The organism is Angustibacter aerolatus, from assembly GCF_054776675.1.
In genome coordinates, this window is the sequence record NZ_BAAHBM010000036.1 from 1 (window position 1) to 17720 (window position 17720).

Genomic DNA, 17720 nt, shown 5'->3' on the forward strand with positions numbered 1-17720 from the left:
CGGGCGCAGGGGTCGGCCGTACCGTGGGTGCGTGCAGCACGCGTCCGAGCCCGGCGACCCGCGGCCCGTCCCGAGGTCGGCGGTCGACCGGCCCGAGGCGCCTGCTCCGGGCCTGCGCCGGCTGTCCGGTGCGCTGCTCGTGGTCGAGGCGCTGCCGGCGGCGGCGGGCGCGGTGATCTACCTGCTGCAGCTGCTGGGCGGCCGGGCGGTCGTGGCGCGCAACGCGGCCATGCTCGCCGCGCTGCTCGCGCTCGTCACCGTGGTCCTGCTGCTCGTGGCGCGCGCGCTCGCCGCCGGCCGGGTCGGTGCCCGCGGTCCCGCCGTCACCTGGCAGCTCGTGCTGATCGTCGTCGGCTGCTACGCCTGGGCCGCTCCCCAGCGGCTGGCGGCCGTGCTGGTGATCGCCTTCGCGGTGGCGACCGCGCTCGTCGTCGTGCTGACGCCCCGTCCGCCGGAGGACGTGCCGGACTGAGGCGCGCGTCCGACGTGGTCCTGAGGTCAGGTGGCCTCGGCGAGCCCGCGGCGCAGCTGCTCGACGGTGCGGGCCAGCAGCCGCGAGACGTGCATCTGCGAGATGCCGAGCTCCTGCGCGATCTGGCTCTGCGACAGCCCGCGGGCGAACCGCAGCACCAGGATGCGCTTCTCGCGAGGGGGCAGACCGCGCAGCAGCGGCCGCAGCGACTCCCGGTCGACGACGTCCTCGAGCGCGTCGTCCTCGACGGCGTAGGCGTCGTCCGGCGCCGTGTGGTCGCCGGGCTCGGCGAGCGGCACCACGGCGTACGCCCGCTGGGCCTCGAGGGCCTCCAGGACGGTCTCCTCGCTGACGCCGACGGCGGTGGCCAGCTCGGCGACGGTCGGTCCGCGCCCGTGCTGCTGCGTCAGCTCCGCGCGGACGGTCGCCAGCCGCGACTGCAGCTCCTGCAGCCGTCTGGGCACCCGCACGGCCCAGGCGCGGTCGCGGAAGTGCCGCTTGATCTCGCCGAGGATGGTGGGCACGGCGTACCCGGCCAGCTCGACGCCGCGCTCGGGGTCGAACCGGTCGACGGCGTTGATCAACCCGATCGTGCCGACCTGCACGAGGTCGTCGAGCGGCTCGCCGAGGTCGCGGTAGCGCTGCGCGAGGTAGCGCACGAGGGGCAGGTGCGCCTCGACGACGCGGTCGCGCAGCACGGCGCGCTCGGGGTGGTCCGTCGGCAGCGCGACCAGTCGCGCGAGGTCGTGCGCGGCCTGGGCGCGGGCGTCGCGGCCGGTGTCCTGGGCCGGGACGGTGCTCACCCCCACGAGCCCGTCCCGCCGCGCACGGCCAGGCGCACCCAGGTGGTCGGTTCGCCCTCGGTGACGTCGGAGCCCGAGCCGAGCGAGTCGACGAGCGCCTCCAGCACCGCCCAGGCGAACGCGGACGCGTCGGGCAGCTGCACGTCGGGGCCGGTGAGCTCGACCGTCAGCGACGTCTCCTCGAGGGTGAAGACGCAGTGGATGTCGCGGTCGCCGCCGCGCAGCCGGCGGCCGAGCAGCATCGCGCAGGCCTCGTCGACGGCGATGCGCAGGTCCTCGATGCGGTCGAGGGTGAGGTCCGCTCGGGCCGCGAGCCCGGCGGCGGCCGTGCGCACCACCGCGACGTAGGCCGGATCGGCCGGGACGTCGAGCGTCACGACGTCCAGGGCGGGCAGGGGACGGCTGCTGACCGAGACCGACATGCTGGCGTGCCCTCCCTGCTGGGCCCGGTGCGGCCCGTCGCGGCGTCAGCCCATCGTCCCCTGCCGCGGCCCCACCGTGCACCCGTTGCGGGTGTCGGATGTGGATGCCATCTGCGAGTGGCACCGACCCGGCGCCGCCGGGGCCCGGACGTGCGGCGTCAGGTCAGCGGGTGCCCAGGGCAGACAGGGCGTCGCCGTCGAGCCGGAACGTCGTCCACTCGTCCTGGGCGACGGCCCCCAGCCGGCGGTAGAACGCGATGGACGGCTCGTTCCAGTCGAGCACCCACCACTCGACCCGCCCGTAGCCGCGCTCGACCGCGATGCGGGCCAGCTCCTGCAGCAGCGCCTTGCCGAGCCCGCTGCCGCGCCGGTCCGGGGTCACGTAGAGGTCCTCGAGCCAGAGCCCGTGCCGACCGACCCAGGTCGAGAACGTGACGTACCAGATCGCCATGCCCTCGACCCTGGGGCCGCTGCCGTCGTCGACCTCCGCCACCAGCGCGTGCACCCGGGCCTGCGCGGGGTCGGCCGGGAACAGGTGCTCGAGCAGGTCCTGCTCCGTCGTCTGCACCGCGTCGGGCTCGCGCTCGTACTCCGCGAGCTCCTGCACGAGCTCGAGCAGCCGGGGCACGTCCGCTGGGACCGCGGGACGGATCTGCTGGGTGGGGCTCATCGAACCTCTTCGTCGTCGGTGCTGCGCGGTGCCGGCTGGTGACCGCGCCCAGCGTAGGCAGCCGCGCGCCCCACCCGGACGCCGCACGCGTCGGCGCGGGCGAGCGCGCGGGTGCGGGCCGCGCTCCGGGCTCGTCATGGCCGGGCCGCTGGTGCGGCCGCGGCGAGCGCGCGGGCGGGCTCGGGGATCGCGACCTGCACCGGTACGACGGCCCCGCGCGTGACGAGGAGCCCGCGCCCCGGGGCATCGTCGTCGCACGGTGGCAGCGTCACGCCGAGGGCCTCGCCGTCCGCCGGCCCCGCCGGCTGCAGCAGCACGCCGGTCCGTGCCGCCCGCAGCGTCGCGACGGCACCCCGGAAGGCGTGCGCTGCGTGCGACGTGGTGGTCGACGCCACCAGCTGCACGGGCTGCCGCGCCCGCAGCACCGTCTCGAGCCACCGCCCCAGCGGCGTCTCGTCGAGCTGGTCGAGGTCGTCGACGAGCAGCAGCGTCCGCGGGTCGTGCAGCCGCGCACCGAGCGCCTGGAGCGTCCCGGCGTCCACCTCGGTGGCGGGCAGGCGCTGCACGCCGTCGTCGAGGCCGGGTGCGTCGTGGTCGGGCGCCTCGCCGACCAGCACCACCTCGCGGCCCCGGGCGGCAGCCGCCGCGGCGACGGTGCGCAGGCAGCTGCTGCGGCCGCTGCCTCGCGGTCCGCAGACCAGTGCGGTCGTTCCAGCCGCCAGGTCGAGGCCGACCGGGTGGCCGTCGTCACCACCCAGGCCGACGGGGACCCACGAGGTGTCGGCGGACCGCGCCGTGAGCACCTGCGCCAGCTCGACCCGACGGGGGAGCGGGCGCACCTCGACGCGACGGCGCGGGCGGCTGCCAGCCGACGCGTGCGCCCACGCCGCGGCGACGGCCTGCACCTCGTGCGGCAGGTCGTCCGGCGGGGCGGCCAGCTGGACCAGCGTGCCGTCGACGGCCGCCACCGCGCGCCCTGCCGGCTGGTTGCCGGACAACAGGTCGTCCGGCACGCCGGCGAGCAGCAGGTCGCTCGGGTCGGCCGGGCGCAGCAGCAGCCGCTGGTCGAGCAGGTTGGCAACCCGCGACAGCAGCAGGCCGCGCCCACCCGCGACGAGCAGCCGCAGGCCGTGGGCCGCGCCGTCGCGGGCCAGCGCGATCAGGTCGTCGACGGGCCGTCCGTGGTCGACGGCCTCGAGCGCCTGCACGGCCGACTCCCAGCCGTCCACGACCAGGAGGGTCACCACCTGCCCGCCCGCTGCCGTCTCCGACGCGTCGACCCGGCGCAGCTCCTCGGACAACCGGCGCACGAGCCGCGCCGTCAGGGCAGGCCGGTCGGTCCGCAGCGCGGTGCCGACGTGCGGGAGCCCTGCCAGGGCGGTCAGCCCGCCGCCCGCGGCATCGAGCAGGTGCACGTGCAGCCGTTCGGGAGGCAGCGACCGGCACGCGGCCACGACCGCGCTCGTCAGCGCCGTCGTCCGCCCCGATCGAGCTGCACCGACGACGCCCAGGTGACCGTCGTCCGACGGCGACCACCACAGCACCGGCTGCAGCTGCTGCTCCGGCTGGTCCAGCAGCCCGAGGGCGACGCCGCCGTCGGATGGCTGAGTCGGCGGAGGTCGCCAGCGATCGGGCAGCGGCGGCAGCCACGGCGACGCGGGCGCCGCGCAGCCGCTGCGTGCGCTCGCCTCACCGAGCGCGTGCGCCAGCGCGCGCAGCGGCGCCTCGTACGGCCCCGCCCCCCGCACGGCCCGCTCGTCCCGCTCGGTTCGCTCGACCGGGTCGGCAGCGCCGACCGGGGTGACGCTGACCGGCACCTGCGACGTCCGCCCGGGTGCCCCGGCGCGCGCGACCTGCATCGTGCGCAGCACCCCGTCGGCGGACCGCCACACGGCGCGGCCCGGGTGGTCGGCCGGCAGGTGGGCGGCGTCCGGCGCGTCGAGCACGTCGTCGGAGTCGGCCCGGTCGCGAACCCGCAGCGCGATGCGGAGGTTCGTGTTGGCGCGGATGTCGGGGGTGACGACCCCGGCAGGTCGCTGCGTGGCGAGCACCACGTGGATGCCCAGCGAGCGCCCGACCGCGGCCAGACGCACGACCCCCTCGACGAACTGCGGCAGCTCCTGGGCCAGCGCCCGGAACTCGTCGACCACCAGCACGAGGCGGGGCAGGCGCTCGGCCCCGTCGTCCCCGTCCGTCCGGCGCTGGTAGGCCTCGAGGTCCCGCGCGCCGGCCCCGAGCAGCAGGCGCTCGCGCCGGGCCAGCTCGGCGCGCAGCGAGGTCAGCGCCCGCCGGGTCAGCTGGTCGTCCAGGTCCGTCACGACGCCGACCACGTGCGGCAGGCCCGCGACGGCGTCGAAGGTGGAACCGCCCTTGTAGTCGACGAGCACGAACGTCAGCTCGTCGGGACGGTTGCGGGCGGCCAGCGACACCACCAGCGACTGCAGCAGCTCGGACTTGCCCGCCCCGGTCGTGCCGGCCACGAGCGCGTGCGGACCGTCGCGGACGAGATCGATCGTGACGACCCCGTCGCCGTCCACGCCGAGCGGGGCGCGCGTGCTGCGCGGTGCGGCCGCCCAGGTGGTGGCGATCGCCGCGGCGCCGGCCGCGCCGGGTCCGAGCAGATCGGTGAGCGACACCCGGTGCGGCACGGCCTCGGCGCCGTCCGGCGGTGACGCGTCGCGCAGCGGTGCCATCGCGCGGGCGAACCGCCACGCCCACCGGGGGCTGACCCCGTCGACGCGCAGCCTGCGGCGGCTCCCGTCCGTGGCGAGCCGGGTGACGGCGCCCTGCTCGACCACCAGCCGCGTGGTGCAGGCCTGCGGCACCCGGTGCGGGTCCGTGGCCAGCCAGAGCACGTGCACCCCCAGGCGCGGGCCGTCGCGCAGCGCCGCAGCCAGCGCCGGGTCGTCCGGGTCACCGTCGACGACCGCCACGACGTGCCGCGGCCACCGCGTGCGCTCGGTGTGGTCGGCCCGCGCCCACCTGGCCGCGAGGAGGTCGTCGAGCGGCTCGACCTCCGACGGGAGGGTGTGCGGCAGCAGACCCGTCCAGCCCCAGCTCGCCTCGTCGCCGAGCACCCGCAGGTGCACGTCACGCGGCGAGTGCCCGGCGGCCACCTGCGCCAGCAGCCACCTGCCCAACGGGTCGCGCTGGTCCGGTGCCCCGCACACCGCCAGGTGCCCGGTCTCGCCGAGCACCACCTCGTCCGGTGCGTCGTCGTGCCAGGCGACCGCTGCGGCGTCGGTCGAGCTCTGGCGCAGCGGGTCGGCGACCTGCTCGAGCCGGACGGCGGAGGGCACGCGCCCGCAACCCGGGGAGAGTGCGAGCCCGTCTGCGTCGTCTCGCGTGCGGGGCCACAGCTCGTCGGTCCGGGACCGGGCCGCGCCGAGCACGGCGGCGGGGTCGGGCAGTCGGGCCCGGCGTCGTGCGAGGTCGAGCTCGAGCAGCCGCTGCAGCTGCTCCCGGGCCCTGCGGTCCTCCGCTCCCCAGGCGACCAGGGCCGCGGCGTGCTCCCGGCGGATGCCGAGCCGGTCGGACAGCACCGAGCCGAGCAGGCCGAGGGGTCCGAGCAGGCTGAACAGCAGGAAGGTCGGCTGGTGCAGGAACGCCGCGACCGGGACGCCGGCCAGCAGGGGGATGCCCGCCGCCAGCCAGGGGACACGTGCGGGTGTCCGCGGCACCGGCCGCTGCGGACGCCGCACCGGTCCGGGCGCGGGGGGCGGCAGCGATCGTGCCGACCGCGACAGCAGGAGGCGGCCCGTGCCGTCCGGCCGGGTGGGCGACGGTCGACCCCCGCGCACGCGCAGCACGAGGGTCGACGAACCGGCTCGGAGTCGCTCTCCCGGTCGGAGCGCTCGCGGCTCGTGCAGCCGGCCGCCGTCCACCTCGGTGCCGTTGCTGGCTCGCTCGTCGAGCACCTGCACCCGGCCCGCGTCGACCGACAGGATGCAGTGGCGGCGCGAGACCTCCGGGTCGCGCAGGGGGATCGACGCGTCCTGGCTCCTGCCGACCAGGTGACGACCAGGACCGAGCGGGTGGGTGGCCCCGGCGTCGGGCCCGCCGACCACGTGCAGCTCGAGCAGCGGCGCAGGTCGCGCGGTCCGTTCCACGGCGTGCCCGGCGACGAGGAGCGACCCGTGCAGCACCACGTCGTCGAAGCGGTCGTCGTCCGCGACACCGACACCGTCCATCGAGAGCACGGACCCCGGCTGCGACCCGACGGCCGCGAGCAGCGCGGCGCGGCACGCGCCGACGGCGAGCCCGACCGGCCCGCGCACCTGCAGCTGCGCTCGTCGGCCCGAGCTCGCGTCGACGACGGTCACCTGGAGATCGATCACCCGCAGATGGTTGCAGCACACCCAGGGTTGCCTCATCGGTCGTCCACAGGGCACCGACACCGGCGTCCTGTGGACGGTCCCGGTCGCGGCCTCGTCCACAGGCCGGCGAGCGAACTGGACGCTGTCACTTGTCGGACCATAATCTCGGGCCGTCACGACGAGCGAGCAGGGGCGGTGGGGGCGGGTGCAGGCGGTCGAGGTCATCGAGCACGAGGTGCGTGAGCTGGTGCGCCGCAGCGGTGTCGACCCGTTGCGCGAGCGCCCTGCGGTGGCGGTCCTCGTCGAGGAGGTGATCGGCGACTACACCGACCGCGCCCTCGCCGGCGGGCTGCCGCGGCTCGAGGACGACCGGGCCGCGGCGCGCCAGGTGCTCGACGCGGTCGCCGGTCTCGGCCCGCTGCAGCCGCTGCTCGACGACCCCGAGGTCGAGGAGATCTGGGTCAACGAGCCGGGCAAGGTCTTCGCCGCGCGCCACGGGCGCTCCGAGCTGACCACGACGATCCTCACGCACGACGTCGTCCGCGACCTGGTCGAGCGGATGCTGCGGTCGTCCGGGCGGCGCATCGACCTCAGCTCGCCCTTCGTCGACGCGCGACTGCCTGACGGTTCGCGGCTGCACGTGGTGATCCCGGACGTCACCCGCGACAGCTGGGCCGTGAACATCCGCAAGTTCGTGGTGCGCGCCTCCCACCTGGACGACCTGGTCCGTCTGGGCACGATGACCTCGCACGCCGCGGCGTTCCTGCACGCGGCGGTGCGGGCCGGCCTGAACGTCCTGGTCGCAGGCGGCACCCAGGCGGGCAAGACCACCCTGCTGAACTGCCTCGGCGGCGCGATCGACCCCCACGAGCGGGTCATCACGTGCGAGGAGGTCTTCGAGCTGCAGCTGCCCGGCCGCGACGTGGTGTCGCTGCAGTGCCGGCAGGCGAGCCTCGAGGGCACCGGCGAGATCGGGCTGCGGCGTCTGGTCAAGGAGTCCCTTCGCATGCGTCCCTCGCGCATCGTGGTCGGCGAGGTGCGGCAGGAGGAGTCGCTCGACCTGCTGCTCGCGCTGAGCAGCGGCCTGCCCGGCATGTGCACCATCCACGCCGGCAGCGCGCGCGAGGCCCTGACCAAGCTGTGCACGCTGCCGCTGCTCGCCGGCGAGAACGTGACCTCCTCCTTCGTGCTGCCGACCGTGGCGTCGTGCGTCGACCTCGTCGTGCACCTCGCGCAGGACCCGGAGGGTCGCCGCCGCGTGCAGGAGATCGTCGCCGTGCCCGGTCGGGTCGAGGGTGACGTGCTCGAGACCGCCGAGGTCTTCGGGCTGCGCGACGGTCGGCTCGAGCGCAGCACGGGGTTCCCGCCGCACCCCGAGCGGTTCCGCAGGATCGGCGTCGACCTCGCGAGGTTGCTCGACGCGGACCAGCCGGTCCGGGGTGTCGCGTGAGGGGCGCGCTGCTGGGGCTGGCGCTGGGGTGCGGACTGCTCCTGCTCTGGACGTCGACCTGGCCCCGGTCGCCCGGTGGTCGCGCTGGACGGGCGCCGCGTCGACGTCGGCTCGCGGACGACCTCGTGCAGGCCGGGGTCAGCGGGGTGGGCCCGGGCGCCGTGACGACGGCGTCGCTCGTCGTCGGTGTCGTGACGGGGCTGCTCGCGCTGGCGGCGACCGGTGTGCCGGCGATCGCCGTCTGCCTGGGGGCCGGGGCGTCCGCCGCGCCGGTGCTCTGGATCAGGGCCCGGGCCAGACGAGCCCGCGCCGCCGTGCGCGGCCTGTGGCCGGAAGCCGTCGACGACCTGGTCTCGGCCGCTCGAGCTGGCCTGTCGCTGCCCGAGGCCCTGAGCCAGCTGGCCCTGCGCGGTCCGCTGCCGCTGCGTCCGGCCTTCGCCGCGTTCGCCCGCGACTACCGCGCGAGCGGACGCTTCGACACCGCCCTCGACGCGTTAAAGGACCGTCTGGCCGATCCGGTCGCCGACCGCATCGTGGAGGCGCTGCGCATCGCGCGCGAGGTGGGCGGCACCGACCTCGGACGCCTGCTGCGCACCCTCGCCGAGTTCCTGCGCGACGAGGCCGCGACCAGGTCCGAGCTGGAGGCCCGGCAGAGCTGGACCGTGAACGCCGCCCGGCTCGCCGTCGCCGCACCGTGGGTCGTGCTGCTGCTCCTCTCGACCCGCCCCGAGGCGGTCAGCGCGTACGCGCGTCCGTCCGGTGCGCTGGTGCTGGTGACCGGTGCCGCGCTGACGACCGCCGCCTACCGGGCGATGCTGCGCATCGGGCGGTTGCCGGACGAGCAGCGGGTGCTGGTGTGAGCCCCGGGCTGGTCGGCGGCGTCCTCGGACTCGTCGGCGGTCTGGGCCTGGCCCTCGTGCTGCACGGGCTGCCGGTGTCCCGCGGCACCTCCCTCGCGTCACGGGTGGACCCCTACGTGCGCGACCTGGTGCGACCGAGCCGTCTGCTGGGTCGCGACGGGTCACCGACGCGGGCCGGGCTCGGCGCGCTCCTCGAACCGGTCGGGCGCGACCTGGCGCGCGTCCTGCACCGGGTGCTCGGCAGCGAGCGCGTGCTGTCGTCCCGGCTGCGCCACGCCGGTCGAGCGGCGGACGTCGACGCCTACCGGCTCGAGCAGGTGCTGTGGGCGGCGGCCGGCCTGGTGGTGGGCGTCGCGGCGTGCGTGCTGCTGCGCTGGCGGCGCGACAGCGCACCGCTCGCCCTCGTCGTGCTGGTCCTGGTGGCCGGTGCGGCCGGGGCCCTCGCCCGCGACTGGCAGCTCGCCCGCCAGGTGCGGCAGCGTCAGCGCCGCCTGCTCGGGGAGTTCCCGGTCGTCGCCGAGATGCTGGCGCTCGCCGTCGGTGCCGGAGAAGGGCCGGTGGCAGCGGTCGAGCGGGTCACCCGTCTGGTGCGCGGCGAGCTCGCCACCGAGCTCGGTCTCGTGCTGGCCGACGGGCGCGCAGGTGCCCGGATCGACACGGCCCTGCAGGGCCTGAGCGATCGCACGGGGCTGTCGGTCGTGCGCCGCTTCGTCGACGGCATGGTCGTCGCCATCGAGCGCGGCACACCGCTCGCCGACGTGCTGCGGGCCCAGGCCGCCGACGTCCGCGAGGCCCGTCAGCGCGAGCTGATGGAGACGGCCGGCCGCAAGGAGATCGCGATGATGGTGCCGGTCGTCTTCGTCGTGCTCCCCGTGACCGTGCTGTTCGCGGTCTACCCGGGGTTCGCCTTCCTCCGGCTCGGCACCTGAGCGCGTGCCCACCGATGTCCCGCGCCCTGGCGCGACCGCCACGACAGGAAGAGTGTCATGACACATCGTTGTACGGAGCGCATTCGTCGGACCCTCGGGGTGGCGCGGCTGCGCCTGATCGGCGCCGACCCGGCCGAGCCCGCCGACCGGGGCGACGTCCCCGGCTGGGTGCTCGTCACCATCATGACGGCCGGTCTCGTGGCGGCGCTGTGGGCCGTCGCCGGCCCGATGCTGACCAACCTGTTCCGCGACGCCGTGCAGGGCGCCGTCGGTGGCTGACGCCCCGGACGCCGGGGCCGCCGTCGTCGACTTCGCCCTCGTCGGCGCGCTGGTCACCCTGCTGTTCACAGGGCTCGTCCAGCTCACCCTCGTGCTGCACGTGCGCGCGACGCTGATCGACTGCGCCGCAGAGGGTGCGCGCTACGGCGCCCGCGCGGACCGGTCGCCGGCCGATGCGGTGGACCGGACCCGTTCGCTCGTGTCGGACGAGCTGACCCCCTGGTACGAGGGGCGGCTCGACGACCGGGTGCGGGCGTCGGCCGTCGAGCGGGCTGGCGTCCGCGTCGTCGAGGTGGAGGTCACGGCACCGCTGCCTCTGGTGGGGCTGCTCGGCCCGACGGGGCAGCTGACCGTGCGCGGTCACGCGTTCGCGGAGGCGCAGTGACGGGGCCTGGCCGGCGGGGCGTCGCGACCGGTGATGCAGTCGGAGGCGACGCGGTGGTGTCGCCAGACCGCTCGCGCCCGCGCGACGCGGGGAGCGCCGTCGTCGAGTTCGCCGCGCTGGCCGTGCTGCTGCTCGTGCCGCTGGTGTACGTCTGCGTGACGCTCGGACGGGTGCAGGCGGCGACCTTCGCCGCACAGGGCGCTGCGTCGGAGGGCGGCCGCGCGTACGTGACGGCCGACCGCGCGGACGACGCCTCGGCGCGGGCCCAGGCGGCTGCGGCGCTGGCCGCCGCCGACCAGGGCTTCGACGCCAGGGAGCTCTCGCTGACGTGGAGCTGCGCCGCGTCGCCCTGCCTGCGGCCGGCTGCGCGCATCGACTTCCGGGCGACCGTCGAGGTCGTGCTGCCGGGTGTCCCGCGGCTGCTCGACCGGGTGGTGCCGACGCGGGTGCAGGTCGCAGCCGTGCACGTCGCCACCGTCGACCGCTATCGCGCGGTGGGCGGGCTCGCGGGACCGGCAGCCGACAGGGCGGCAGCCGACGGGCCTGCGGGCGGAACACCGTGACGGCGGCGTCGACGGGTCGTGCCAGGCGGGACGAGGTCACCGAACCGCTGGTGATGGAGTCGCTGGGCGCCGGGCCGTCGGGCGCCGGGCCGTCGGGCGCCGAGCCGCTGGACGTCGAGCCGCCGGCCGACGCGGGGCAGGTGACCCTGCTCGTGCTGGTCTACCTGCTCATCGCGCTCGCCCTGATCACGGTCGTGGTCGACGCGACGGCGGTGCACCTCGCACGGACGCAGCTGCTGGACGTCGCGGACGGCCTGGCCCTCGACGCGGCGGACGCCGTGATGACGGGGGAGGGCGGCATCACCGTCGACGGGACGCTGCCCCTCACCGGCGACGGCGTGCGGCGCCAGGCGCGCGCGGGCCTCGCCGACCTCCCGCCGTCGACCCGGCTCGACGCGGTCGCGGTCGCGGTCGGCACGGGCGCCGACGGCGACAGCGCGGTCGTCGTGCTGCGCGGACGGGTGCGACTGCCGATCGGCGGGTCGGTCGTGGCCGGGTGGCGCGACGGCGTCGTCGTCACGGTGCGCTCGACCGCACGGGCCGTCGTCAGCCCCTGACCCGGCACCCACCCGGCACCCACCCGGCACCCACCCGGCAGCCACCGCTGGCACCGACCCTCGGCACTCGCACCGACCTCGACCGCCCGTGCGCCCGGACGAGGGTCCGCGGTGGGCGCCCGGGTCGGCCGGGCGGACGGCGCTGCACGCGTCGTCACGCCGTCGTCACGTCGTCGGGGCGGGCTGCCGTAGGCTGGCCGATCGTGGCCGTCGACTTCCAAGCCGAGATCCGAGAGCTGCGCAGCACGGTCGAGTCCATCCAGCAGGTGAGCGACCTCGACAAGCTGCGCGCTGACATCGCCGACCTCGAGCAGCAGTCTGCGGCGCCCGACCTGTGGGACGACCCGGACGCGGCGCAGCAGGTCACCAGCAGGCTGAGCCACCTGAACGCCGAGCTCGCGCGCATCGACTCCGTGGCGTCCCGGGTCGACGACCTCGAGGTGCTGGTGCAGATGGGCGAGGAGGAGGCCGACGCCGACACCCTCGCCGAGGCCGAGACCGAGCTGACGTCGCTGCGGAAGGCCGTCGGCGAGCTGGAGGTGCGCACGCTGCTGAACGGCGAGCTCGACCAGCGCGAGGCGCTCGTCACCATCCGCGCCGAGGCCGGGGGCGTCGACGCCGCCGACTTCGCCGAGATGCTCATGCGCATGTACCTGCGCTGGGCCGAGCGGCACAGCTACCCGACCGAGGTCATGGACACCTCGTACGCCGAGGAGGCCGGGCTGAAGTCGGCGACCTTCGCCGTCCACGTGCCCTACGCCTACGGCACGCTGCAGGTCGAGCAGGGCACGCACCGCCTGGTGCGGATCAGCCCGTTCGACAACCAGGGACGCCGGCAGACGAGCTTCGCCGGGGTGGAGGTGCTGCCGGTCACCGAGTCGACCGACCACGTCGACATCCCCGAGAGCGAGATCAAGGTCGACGTGTTCCGCTCGTCGGGGCCGGGTGGGCAGAGCGTCAACACCACCGACTCCGCGGTGCGCATGACGCACATCCCGACCGGCATCGTCGTGTCGATGCAGAACGAGAAGTCGCAGATCCAGAACCGCGCGGCCGCGCTGAAGGTGCTGCAGTCGCGGCTGCTGCAGGTGCGCAAGGCCGAGGAGCGCGCCGCGATGGACGCGCTCAAGGGCGAGGGCTCGAGCTGGGGCAACCAGATGCGCTCCTACGTGCTGCACCCGTACCAGATGGTGAAGGACCTGCGCACCGACCACGAGGTCGGCAACACCACCGGCGTCTTCGACGGCGACATCGACGGCTTCCTCGAGGCCGGCATCCGCTGGAAGCGCACGGCCGAGCGCGCCGAGTGAGCTGACCGGCTCGTCACGAGCCGGACGACGAGCCGGACGAGCCGGACGACGAGCCGGCCCGACCGCGCCGCGTGAGCCCCGCGCAACGCCGGGTGACCGTCCCTGCGCCGTCCGGCCAGGTTCGCGCCGTAGCATCGGGCGCGGTGGCCGACGGCCGCCCGGTGCCCGCGCACGCCGCGACCCGGCCTCGCAGAGCCTGCGAACCGCCCGGCACCGACCACCGACTCCGCGAGGCCCACCGCAGCGATGATCACGCTCGAGAACGTGTCGAAGCTCTACGCCCGCGGCCAGCGCCCGGCGCTCGACCAGGTGAGCGTCGACGTCGCGCGCGGCGAGTTCGTGTTCGTGGTCGGCGCCTCCGGCTCGGGCAAGTCGACGATGCTGCGGCTGGTGCTCAAGGAGGAGAAGGCGACCTCCGGCACCGTGCACGTCGCCGGCCGCGACGTCGCGAAGCTGTCGAGCTGGAAGGTGCCGCAGCTGCGGCGGCAGATCGGCGCGGTGTTCCAGGACTTCCGGCTGCTGCCGAACAAGACCGTCACGCAGAACGTCGCGTTCGCGCTGCAGGTGATCGGCAAGCCGCGGCACACCATCGCCCAGGTGGTGCCCGAGACGCTCGAGCTCGTCGGCCTGGAGGGCAAGGGCGACCGGCTGCCGCACGAGCTGTCGGGTGGCGAGCAGCAGCGCGTCGCGATCGCGCGGGCCTTCGTGAACCGGCCGTCGATCCTGCTGGCCGACGAGCCCACCGGCAACCTCGACCCGACGACGAGCATCGGCATCATGCGGCTGCTCGACCGGATCAACCGCACCGGCACCACCATCCTCATGGCCACCCACGACGACGAGATCGTCGACCAGATGCGCAAGCGCGTCGTCGAGCTGGAGGACGGGCGCGTGGTGCGCGACCAGGCCCGCGGCGTCTACGGCTCGCAGCGCTGACCACCGAGCGACGACAGGGAACCCCAGGCACATGCGACTGCAGTTCGTCCTCGGCGACATGCTCAACGGGTTGCGCCGCAACCTGTCGATGACCGTGTCGGTCGTGCTGGTGGCGATGGTCTCGCTGTTCTTCATGGGCTTCGGCCTGCTCTCGCGGGCGCAGGTCGACACCATGAAGGACTACTGGTACGACAAGGTCGAGGTCTCGATCTTCCTGTGCCCGCAGAACTCCGACGAGGCCAACTGCGCCGCCGGCGAGGCCACCCAGGCGCAGAAGGACGAGCTGCAGCAGCAGCTCAACTCGCTGCGCCCCCTCGTGCAGACCGTCTACTTCGAGTCGAAGCAGGAGGCGTACACGCGGTTCAAGGACCAGTTCAAGGACTCGGTCATCGCCGACAGCGTGACGCCCGACCAGATGCCCGAGAGCTTCCGGGTGAAGCTGTCCGACCCGCAGAAGTACGCCGTCGTCGCCAGCGCGTTCCAGGGCGCGCCGGGGGTCGACAACGTGCTCGACCAGCGCAAGCTGCTGGAGAACCTGTTCAACGCGCTCGGCAAGCTGACCTGGGCCGCCGGCGGGTTCGCCATCGCCATGGGGGTCTCGGCGGTGCTGCTGGTCGCGACCACGGTCCGGTTGTCGGCGTTCAGCAGACGCCGGGAGATCGGCATCATGCGGCTGGTCGGCGCCTCGAGCTGGGTGATCCAGCTGCCGTTCGTGCTGGAGGCGATCATCGCGACGCTGCTCGGCACGGCGCTGGCGACGGCCGGCCTGCTGGCGGTGGTGAAGTTCGGCATCACCGACTGGCTGGCGCCGAAGCTGCTGTTCTTCCGGTTCATCGGCACCGGCGACGTGTGGCAGGTGGTGCCCCTGCTGGCGCTCGCCGGCATCCTCGTCGCGGTGATCGCCTCGGCCGTCACGATGCGGCGGTACCTGCGGGTCTAGCCTCCCCGGTGACGGGTGGGACCTGTGGTACCAATGTGGCGATCCGACGTCGCATCCCGAGGAGCCACCGCAGCATGCGCCTGCCCCGACCGACGCGATCCGTTCGGCGGCGCGCTGCCGTCGCCGTCACCACCGCGCTGTCGGCCGTGCTCGTCGCCGGCACCCTGACCGCGGCCCCCGCGCAGGCCGGCGTCGCCGACCGCAAGAAGCAGGTCGACCGCCGGGTGGACGACGCCCGCGACGACCTCGAGGACACCGCGGCCGACCTGCGCCAGGCCTACGAGCGGCTGCAGTCGACGCAGGCGCAGCTGCCCGCGGCGCGCGCCCGGCTCGGTCGCGCGAACCAGGCGGTGGCGGACGCCGCGGCCCGCGACCGCGAGATCGGCGGGCGGCTCGCGGTGGCGAAGGCCGCTGTCGCGAAGGCCGAGGACGACCTGGCCGCCACCGCGCGCTCGACCGACGACACCCACGACGCGCTCGGCGGCCTCGCCCGGCAGGCGTACCAGAGCGGCGGCTTCGGCGAGCTGAGCGTCGCCATGTCGGCCCAGAGCGCCGACGAGTTCGCCAACCGCGTCGAGCTGGTCGACCAGGCGATGCGCATCCAGGGCCGCACGCTCGCCGACCTCGACGTCGCCCGCGCCGAGACCACGGCGAAGCGGACCCGGCTCACCGCCGTCCGGCAGCAGGTCGCGGCGCTGAAGGCCGAGGCGGAGGCGAACGTCGAGACGGCGCGGCGGGCGCAGGCCGAGGCCGCTGCCGCCCAGGCCGCCGTGCAGGACCTCGTCGCCTCGCAGCAGCGCGACGTCAGCACGATCGAGTCGAAGAAGGCCGCCGAGCGGCAGCGTCTCGCCGGCCTGGAGGCGCAGCAGCGCCAGCTCGAGCACCGGCTGGCGGAGATCGCCGCGGCCGCCCGCCGGGCCGCCGCCGCGAAGGCGAAGCGCGAGCGGGCCTCGTCGAAGGCCCCCAGCTCGTCCGGCGGAGGTTCGTCGAGCTCGAGCTCGGGCGGCGGTTCGGTCGGCGGGTACCTGTCGCGACCGGTGAGCGGCGGCTGGATCTCGTCGGAGTTCGGCCGGCGCTTCCACCCGATCCTGCACTACTGGCGCCTGCACGCCGGCATGGACTTCGCGGTCGGGTGCGGCACCCCCGTGCACGCGGCGGCGTCCGGCAGCATCGTGAGCGCCGGGTGGGGCGGCGGCTACGGCAACCGCATCGTGGTGAGCCACGGCATCGAGCGCGGCGTCGGCCTGGCCACCACCTACAACCACCTCTCGCGCATCGTGGTGCACGGCGGGCACGTCAGTCGCGGCCAGCTCATCGGCTACTCGGGCACGACGGGCAGCTCGACCGGCTGCCACCTGCACTTCGAGACCTACGAGAACGGGACGCCGGTCAACCCCCGACGCTGGATCTAGGTCGGCCCCCGTCGGGGCCGCCGGGTAGAGTCGACCACCGGCGCGGACGGCGCCCGACGAGGCGAGGGGTGGTGAGGCGACGTGGTGAAGCAGACCGGGCGCAAGCTGGTGGCGAACAACCGCAAGGCGCGTCACGACTACGTCGTCGAGGACGTCTACGAGGCGGGCCTGGTGCTGGTCGGCACCGAGGTGAAGTCGCTGCGCGCCGGCCGGGTCACGCTGAACGAGGGCTTCGGCAGCGTCACCGACGGCGAGGCGTGGCTCGAGCACGTGCACATCCCCGAGTACGCGCAGGGCACGTGGACGAACCACGAGCCGCGACGCAAGCGCAAGATGCTGCTGCACAAGGAGCAGATCGCCGAGATCGCCGAGGCCACCCGCGAGCGCGGCAAGACGATCGTGCCGCTGTCGCTGTACTTCCTCGACGGCCGGGTGAAGGTCGAGATCGCGGTCGCCCGCGGCAAGCGCGACTACGACAAGCGGCAGAGCCTGCGCGAGCAGCAGGACTCCCGCGAAGCGGCGCGCGCCATGTCGCACCGCGAGCACCGCTAGGACCGCTGATGACCCCGCGCGAGCCCGCGCGACCGACGCGGTGGCGATGACCGACTGGCTGCACGACCTCTACCAGCAGCAGATCGTCGACCCCGGCAAGCAGCCCGTGCTGCTGCTGCTCGCCGGTCTGGTCGGCGGCTTCGTCGTGATCCGGGCCAGCACCCGGCTGATCCGCGCCCGGGCCCGGTTCTGGCCGGGCAACGTGCACGTCGGCGGCGTGCACGTGCACCACCTGCTGGTCGGCGTGGTGCTCATGCTGGTCTGCGGCGCCGCGTCGTTCGTGGCGCAGGCGTCCGCCGCGCGCGACTGGCTGGCGCTCGGCTTCGGGGTCGGGGTCGGCCTGGTGCTCGACGAGTTCGCACTGCTGCTGCACCTGCGCGACGTCTACTGGCAGCGCGAGGGTCGGACGTCGGTCGACGCCGTGCTCGTCGGCGTGGTGCTCACCGCCATGCTGGTCGTCGGGGCCGCGCCGTTCGGCTTCACCGGCGCAGCGCAGACCCGGCCGGACGGCGCGCTCGGCCGCTGGTTCGCCGTCGGGCTGGTCGCGCTGAACCTGGTGCTCACCGTGGTCACCGCCCTGAAGGGCAAGATCTGGATGGCGATCCTCAGCGTGCCGGTGTGGGTGGTGGGTCTGGTCGGCGCGGTGCGTCTGGCCCGCCCCGACAGCCCCTGGGCGCGGCGCCGCTACGACGCCGCCACCCTCGAGCGGGCCGAGGAGCGCAGCCGGCGCTGGGACCGGGCCCGGCACACGTTCGTCACCCTCGTCGGCGGCCGCTTCGAGCACTGGCCGCGCCCGCACCACCACGTCGCCCGGGTGCCCGTCGACCGACGCGACCCGGACGACCGCCGCTAGCCGCGCTGCTC

18 protein-coding genes are annotated in these 17720 nt (G+C 75.1%); 14 read left to right on the top strand and 4 right to left on the bottom strand.

All coding sequences use genetic code 11. The features are described from left to right. Positions 1-31 precede the first annotated feature (31 nt). Entirely contained in the window at positions 32-472 is a 441-nt protein-coding gene (locus tag ACYVI6_RS10185; protein ID WP_460446267.1) for a hypothetical protein, read from the top strand. Between the two features lie 26 nt (positions 473-498). Here the strand turns inward: ACYVI6_RS10185 and ACYVI6_RS10190 are convergent, their stop codons facing one another. The 4 genes from ACYVI6_RS10190 to ACYVI6_RS10205 form a co-directional block, all read right to left on the bottom strand. Further along, positions 499-1275, bottom strand: a complete 777-nt coding sequence (locus ACYVI6_RS10190) for a SigB/SigF/SigG family RNA polymerase sigma factor (protein WP_460446268.1) — start codon at positions 1273-1275, stop codon at positions 499-501. Beyond that, positions 1272-1697: an ATP-binding protein gene (locus ACYVI6_RS10195; protein WP_460446269.1), complete on the bottom strand. Its 426-nt coding sequence runs from the start codon at positions 1695-1697 to the stop codon at positions 1272-1274. The genes ACYVI6_RS10190 and ACYVI6_RS10195 overlap by 4 nt, the downstream gene beginning before the upstream one ends. A gap of 163 nt (positions 1698-1860) precedes the next feature. Further along, positions 1861-2367 carry a GNAT family N-acetyltransferase gene (locus tag ACYVI6_RS10200; RefSeq protein ID WP_460446270.1) on the bottom strand — a complete coding sequence of 169 codons (507 nt, stop codon included), beginning with the start codon at positions 2365-2367 and terminating at the stop codon, positions 1861-1863. Positions 2368-2501: 134 nt separating this feature from the next. Then, positions 2502-6704, bottom strand: coding sequence for an FtsK/SpoIIIE domain-containing protein (locus ACYVI6_RS10205; RefSeq protein WP_460446271.1), 4203 nt, complete (start codon positions 6702-6704; stop codon positions 2502-2504). Positions 6705-6888: 184 nt separating this feature from the next. Here ACYVI6_RS10205 and ACYVI6_RS10210 point away from each other — a divergent pair, with 184 nt between their 5' ends. The 13 genes from ACYVI6_RS10210 (at position 6889) to ACYVI6_RS10270 (ending at position 17709) form a co-directional block, all read left to right on the top strand. Then, a complete protein-coding gene (locus ACYVI6_RS10210; RefSeq protein WP_460446272.1) occupies positions 6889-8133 on the top strand; it encodes a CpaF family protein in 1245 nt (414 codons plus the stop codon). After that, positions 8130-8993: a type II secretion system F family protein gene (locus ACYVI6_RS10215; protein ID WP_460446273.1), complete on the top strand. Its 864-nt coding sequence runs from the start codon at positions 8130-8132 to the stop codon at positions 8991-8993. Before ACYVI6_RS10210 ends, ACYVI6_RS10215 begins: the two co-directional genes overlap by 4 nt. Continuing rightward, positions 8990-9922, top strand: a complete 933-nt coding sequence (locus ACYVI6_RS10220; protein ID WP_460446274.1) for a type II secretion system F family protein — start codon at positions 8990-8992, stop codon at positions 9920-9922. Before ACYVI6_RS10215 ends, ACYVI6_RS10220 begins: the two co-directional genes overlap by 4 nt. A 99-nt stretch (positions 9923-10021) precedes the next feature. Then, on the top strand, positions 10022-10201 hold the full coding sequence (locus ACYVI6_RS10225; protein ID WP_284287949.1) for a hypothetical protein: 180 nt from the start codon (positions 10022-10024) through the stop codon (positions 10199-10201). After that, positions 10194-10586: a TadE family protein gene (locus tag ACYVI6_RS10230; RefSeq protein ID WP_460446275.1), complete on the top strand. Its 393-nt coding sequence runs from the start codon at positions 10194-10196 to the stop codon at positions 10584-10586. The genes ACYVI6_RS10225 and ACYVI6_RS10230 overlap by 8 nt, the downstream gene beginning before the upstream one ends. A gap of 53 nt (positions 10587-10639) precedes the next feature. Next, positions 10640-11149: a TadE/TadG family type IV pilus assembly protein gene (locus ACYVI6_RS10235; RefSeq protein ID WP_460446276.1), complete on the top strand. Its 510-nt coding sequence runs from the start codon at positions 10640-10642 to the stop codon at positions 11147-11149. Further along, the gene (locus tag ACYVI6_RS10240) at positions 11146-11706 is read left to right on the top strand and encodes a pilus assembly protein TadG-related protein (RefSeq protein ID WP_460446277.1); all 561 of its coding nucleotides are present in this window, start codon (positions 11146-11148) and stop codon (positions 11704-11706) included. Before ACYVI6_RS10235 ends, ACYVI6_RS10240 begins: the two co-directional genes overlap by 4 nt. 203 nt (positions 11707-11909) lie before the next feature. After that, the gene (gene prfB, locus ACYVI6_RS10245; RefSeq protein WP_460446278.1) at positions 11910-13016 is read left to right on the top strand and encodes a peptide chain release factor 2; all 1107 of its coding nucleotides are present in this window, start codon (positions 11910-11912) and stop codon (positions 13014-13016) included. 246 nt (positions 13017-13262) lie between these two features. Continuing rightward, positions 13263-13952: a cell division ATP-binding protein FtsE gene (gene ftsE, locus ACYVI6_RS10250; protein WP_460446279.1), complete on the top strand. Its 690-nt coding sequence runs from the start codon at positions 13263-13265 to the stop codon at positions 13950-13952. A gap of 31 nt (positions 13953-13983) precedes the next feature. Then, a complete protein-coding gene (gene ftsX / locus ACYVI6_RS10255) occupies positions 13984-14892 on the top strand; it encodes a permease-like cell division protein FtsX (RefSeq protein ID WP_460446280.1) in 909 nt (302 codons plus the stop codon). Between the two features lie 74 nt (positions 14893-14966). Beyond that, complete coding sequence (locus tag ACYVI6_RS10260; protein ID WP_460446281.1) at positions 14967-16304, top strand: peptidoglycan DD-metalloendopeptidase family protein; 1338 nt, start codon at positions 14967-14969, stop codon at positions 16302-16304. Positions 16305-16385: 81 nt separating this feature from the next. Continuing rightward, positions 16386-16856 (top strand): SsrA-binding protein SmpB, encoded by a 471-nt coding sequence (smpB, locus tag ACYVI6_RS10265; protein WP_460446282.1) that lies wholly within the window; start codon positions 16386-16388, stop codon positions 16854-16856. 46 nt (positions 16857-16902) lie between these two features. Next, the gene (locus tag ACYVI6_RS10270) at positions 16903-17709 is read left to right on the top strand and encodes a hypothetical protein (RefSeq protein WP_284287939.1); all 807 of its coding nucleotides are present in this window, start codon (positions 16903-16905) and stop codon (positions 17707-17709) included. The last annotated feature ends 11 nt before the right edge of the window (positions 17710-17720 follow it).

What these genes read in the sequence shown, in the direction of transcription:
- ACYVI6_RS10195 (WP_460446269.1), bottom strand. Translation starts at nt 1,697, where the DNA reads ATGTCGGTCTCGGTCAGCAGCCGTCCCCTGCCCGCCCTGGACGTCGTG.
- ACYVI6_RS10200 (WP_460446270.1), bottom strand. Translation starts at nt 2,367, where the DNA reads ATGAGCCCCACCCAGCAGATCCGTCCCGCGGTCCCAGCGGACGTGCCC.
- ftsE (WP_460446279.1), top strand. Translation starts at nt 13,263, where the DNA reads ATGATCACGCTCGAGAACGTGTCGAAGCTCTACGCCCGCGGCCAGCGC.
- ftsX (WP_460446280.1), top strand. Translation starts at nt 13,984, where the DNA reads ATGCGACTGCAGTTCGTCCTCGGCGACATGCTCAACGGGTTGCGCCGC.
- ACYVI6_RS10260 (WP_460446281.1), top strand. Translation starts at nt 14,967, where the DNA reads ATGCGCCTGCCCCGACCGACGCGATCCGTTCGGCGGCGCGCTGCCGTC.
- ACYVI6_RS10270 (WP_284287939.1), top strand. Translation starts at nt 16,903, where the DNA reads ATGACCGACTGGCTGCACGACCTCTACCAGCAGCAGATCGTCGACCCC.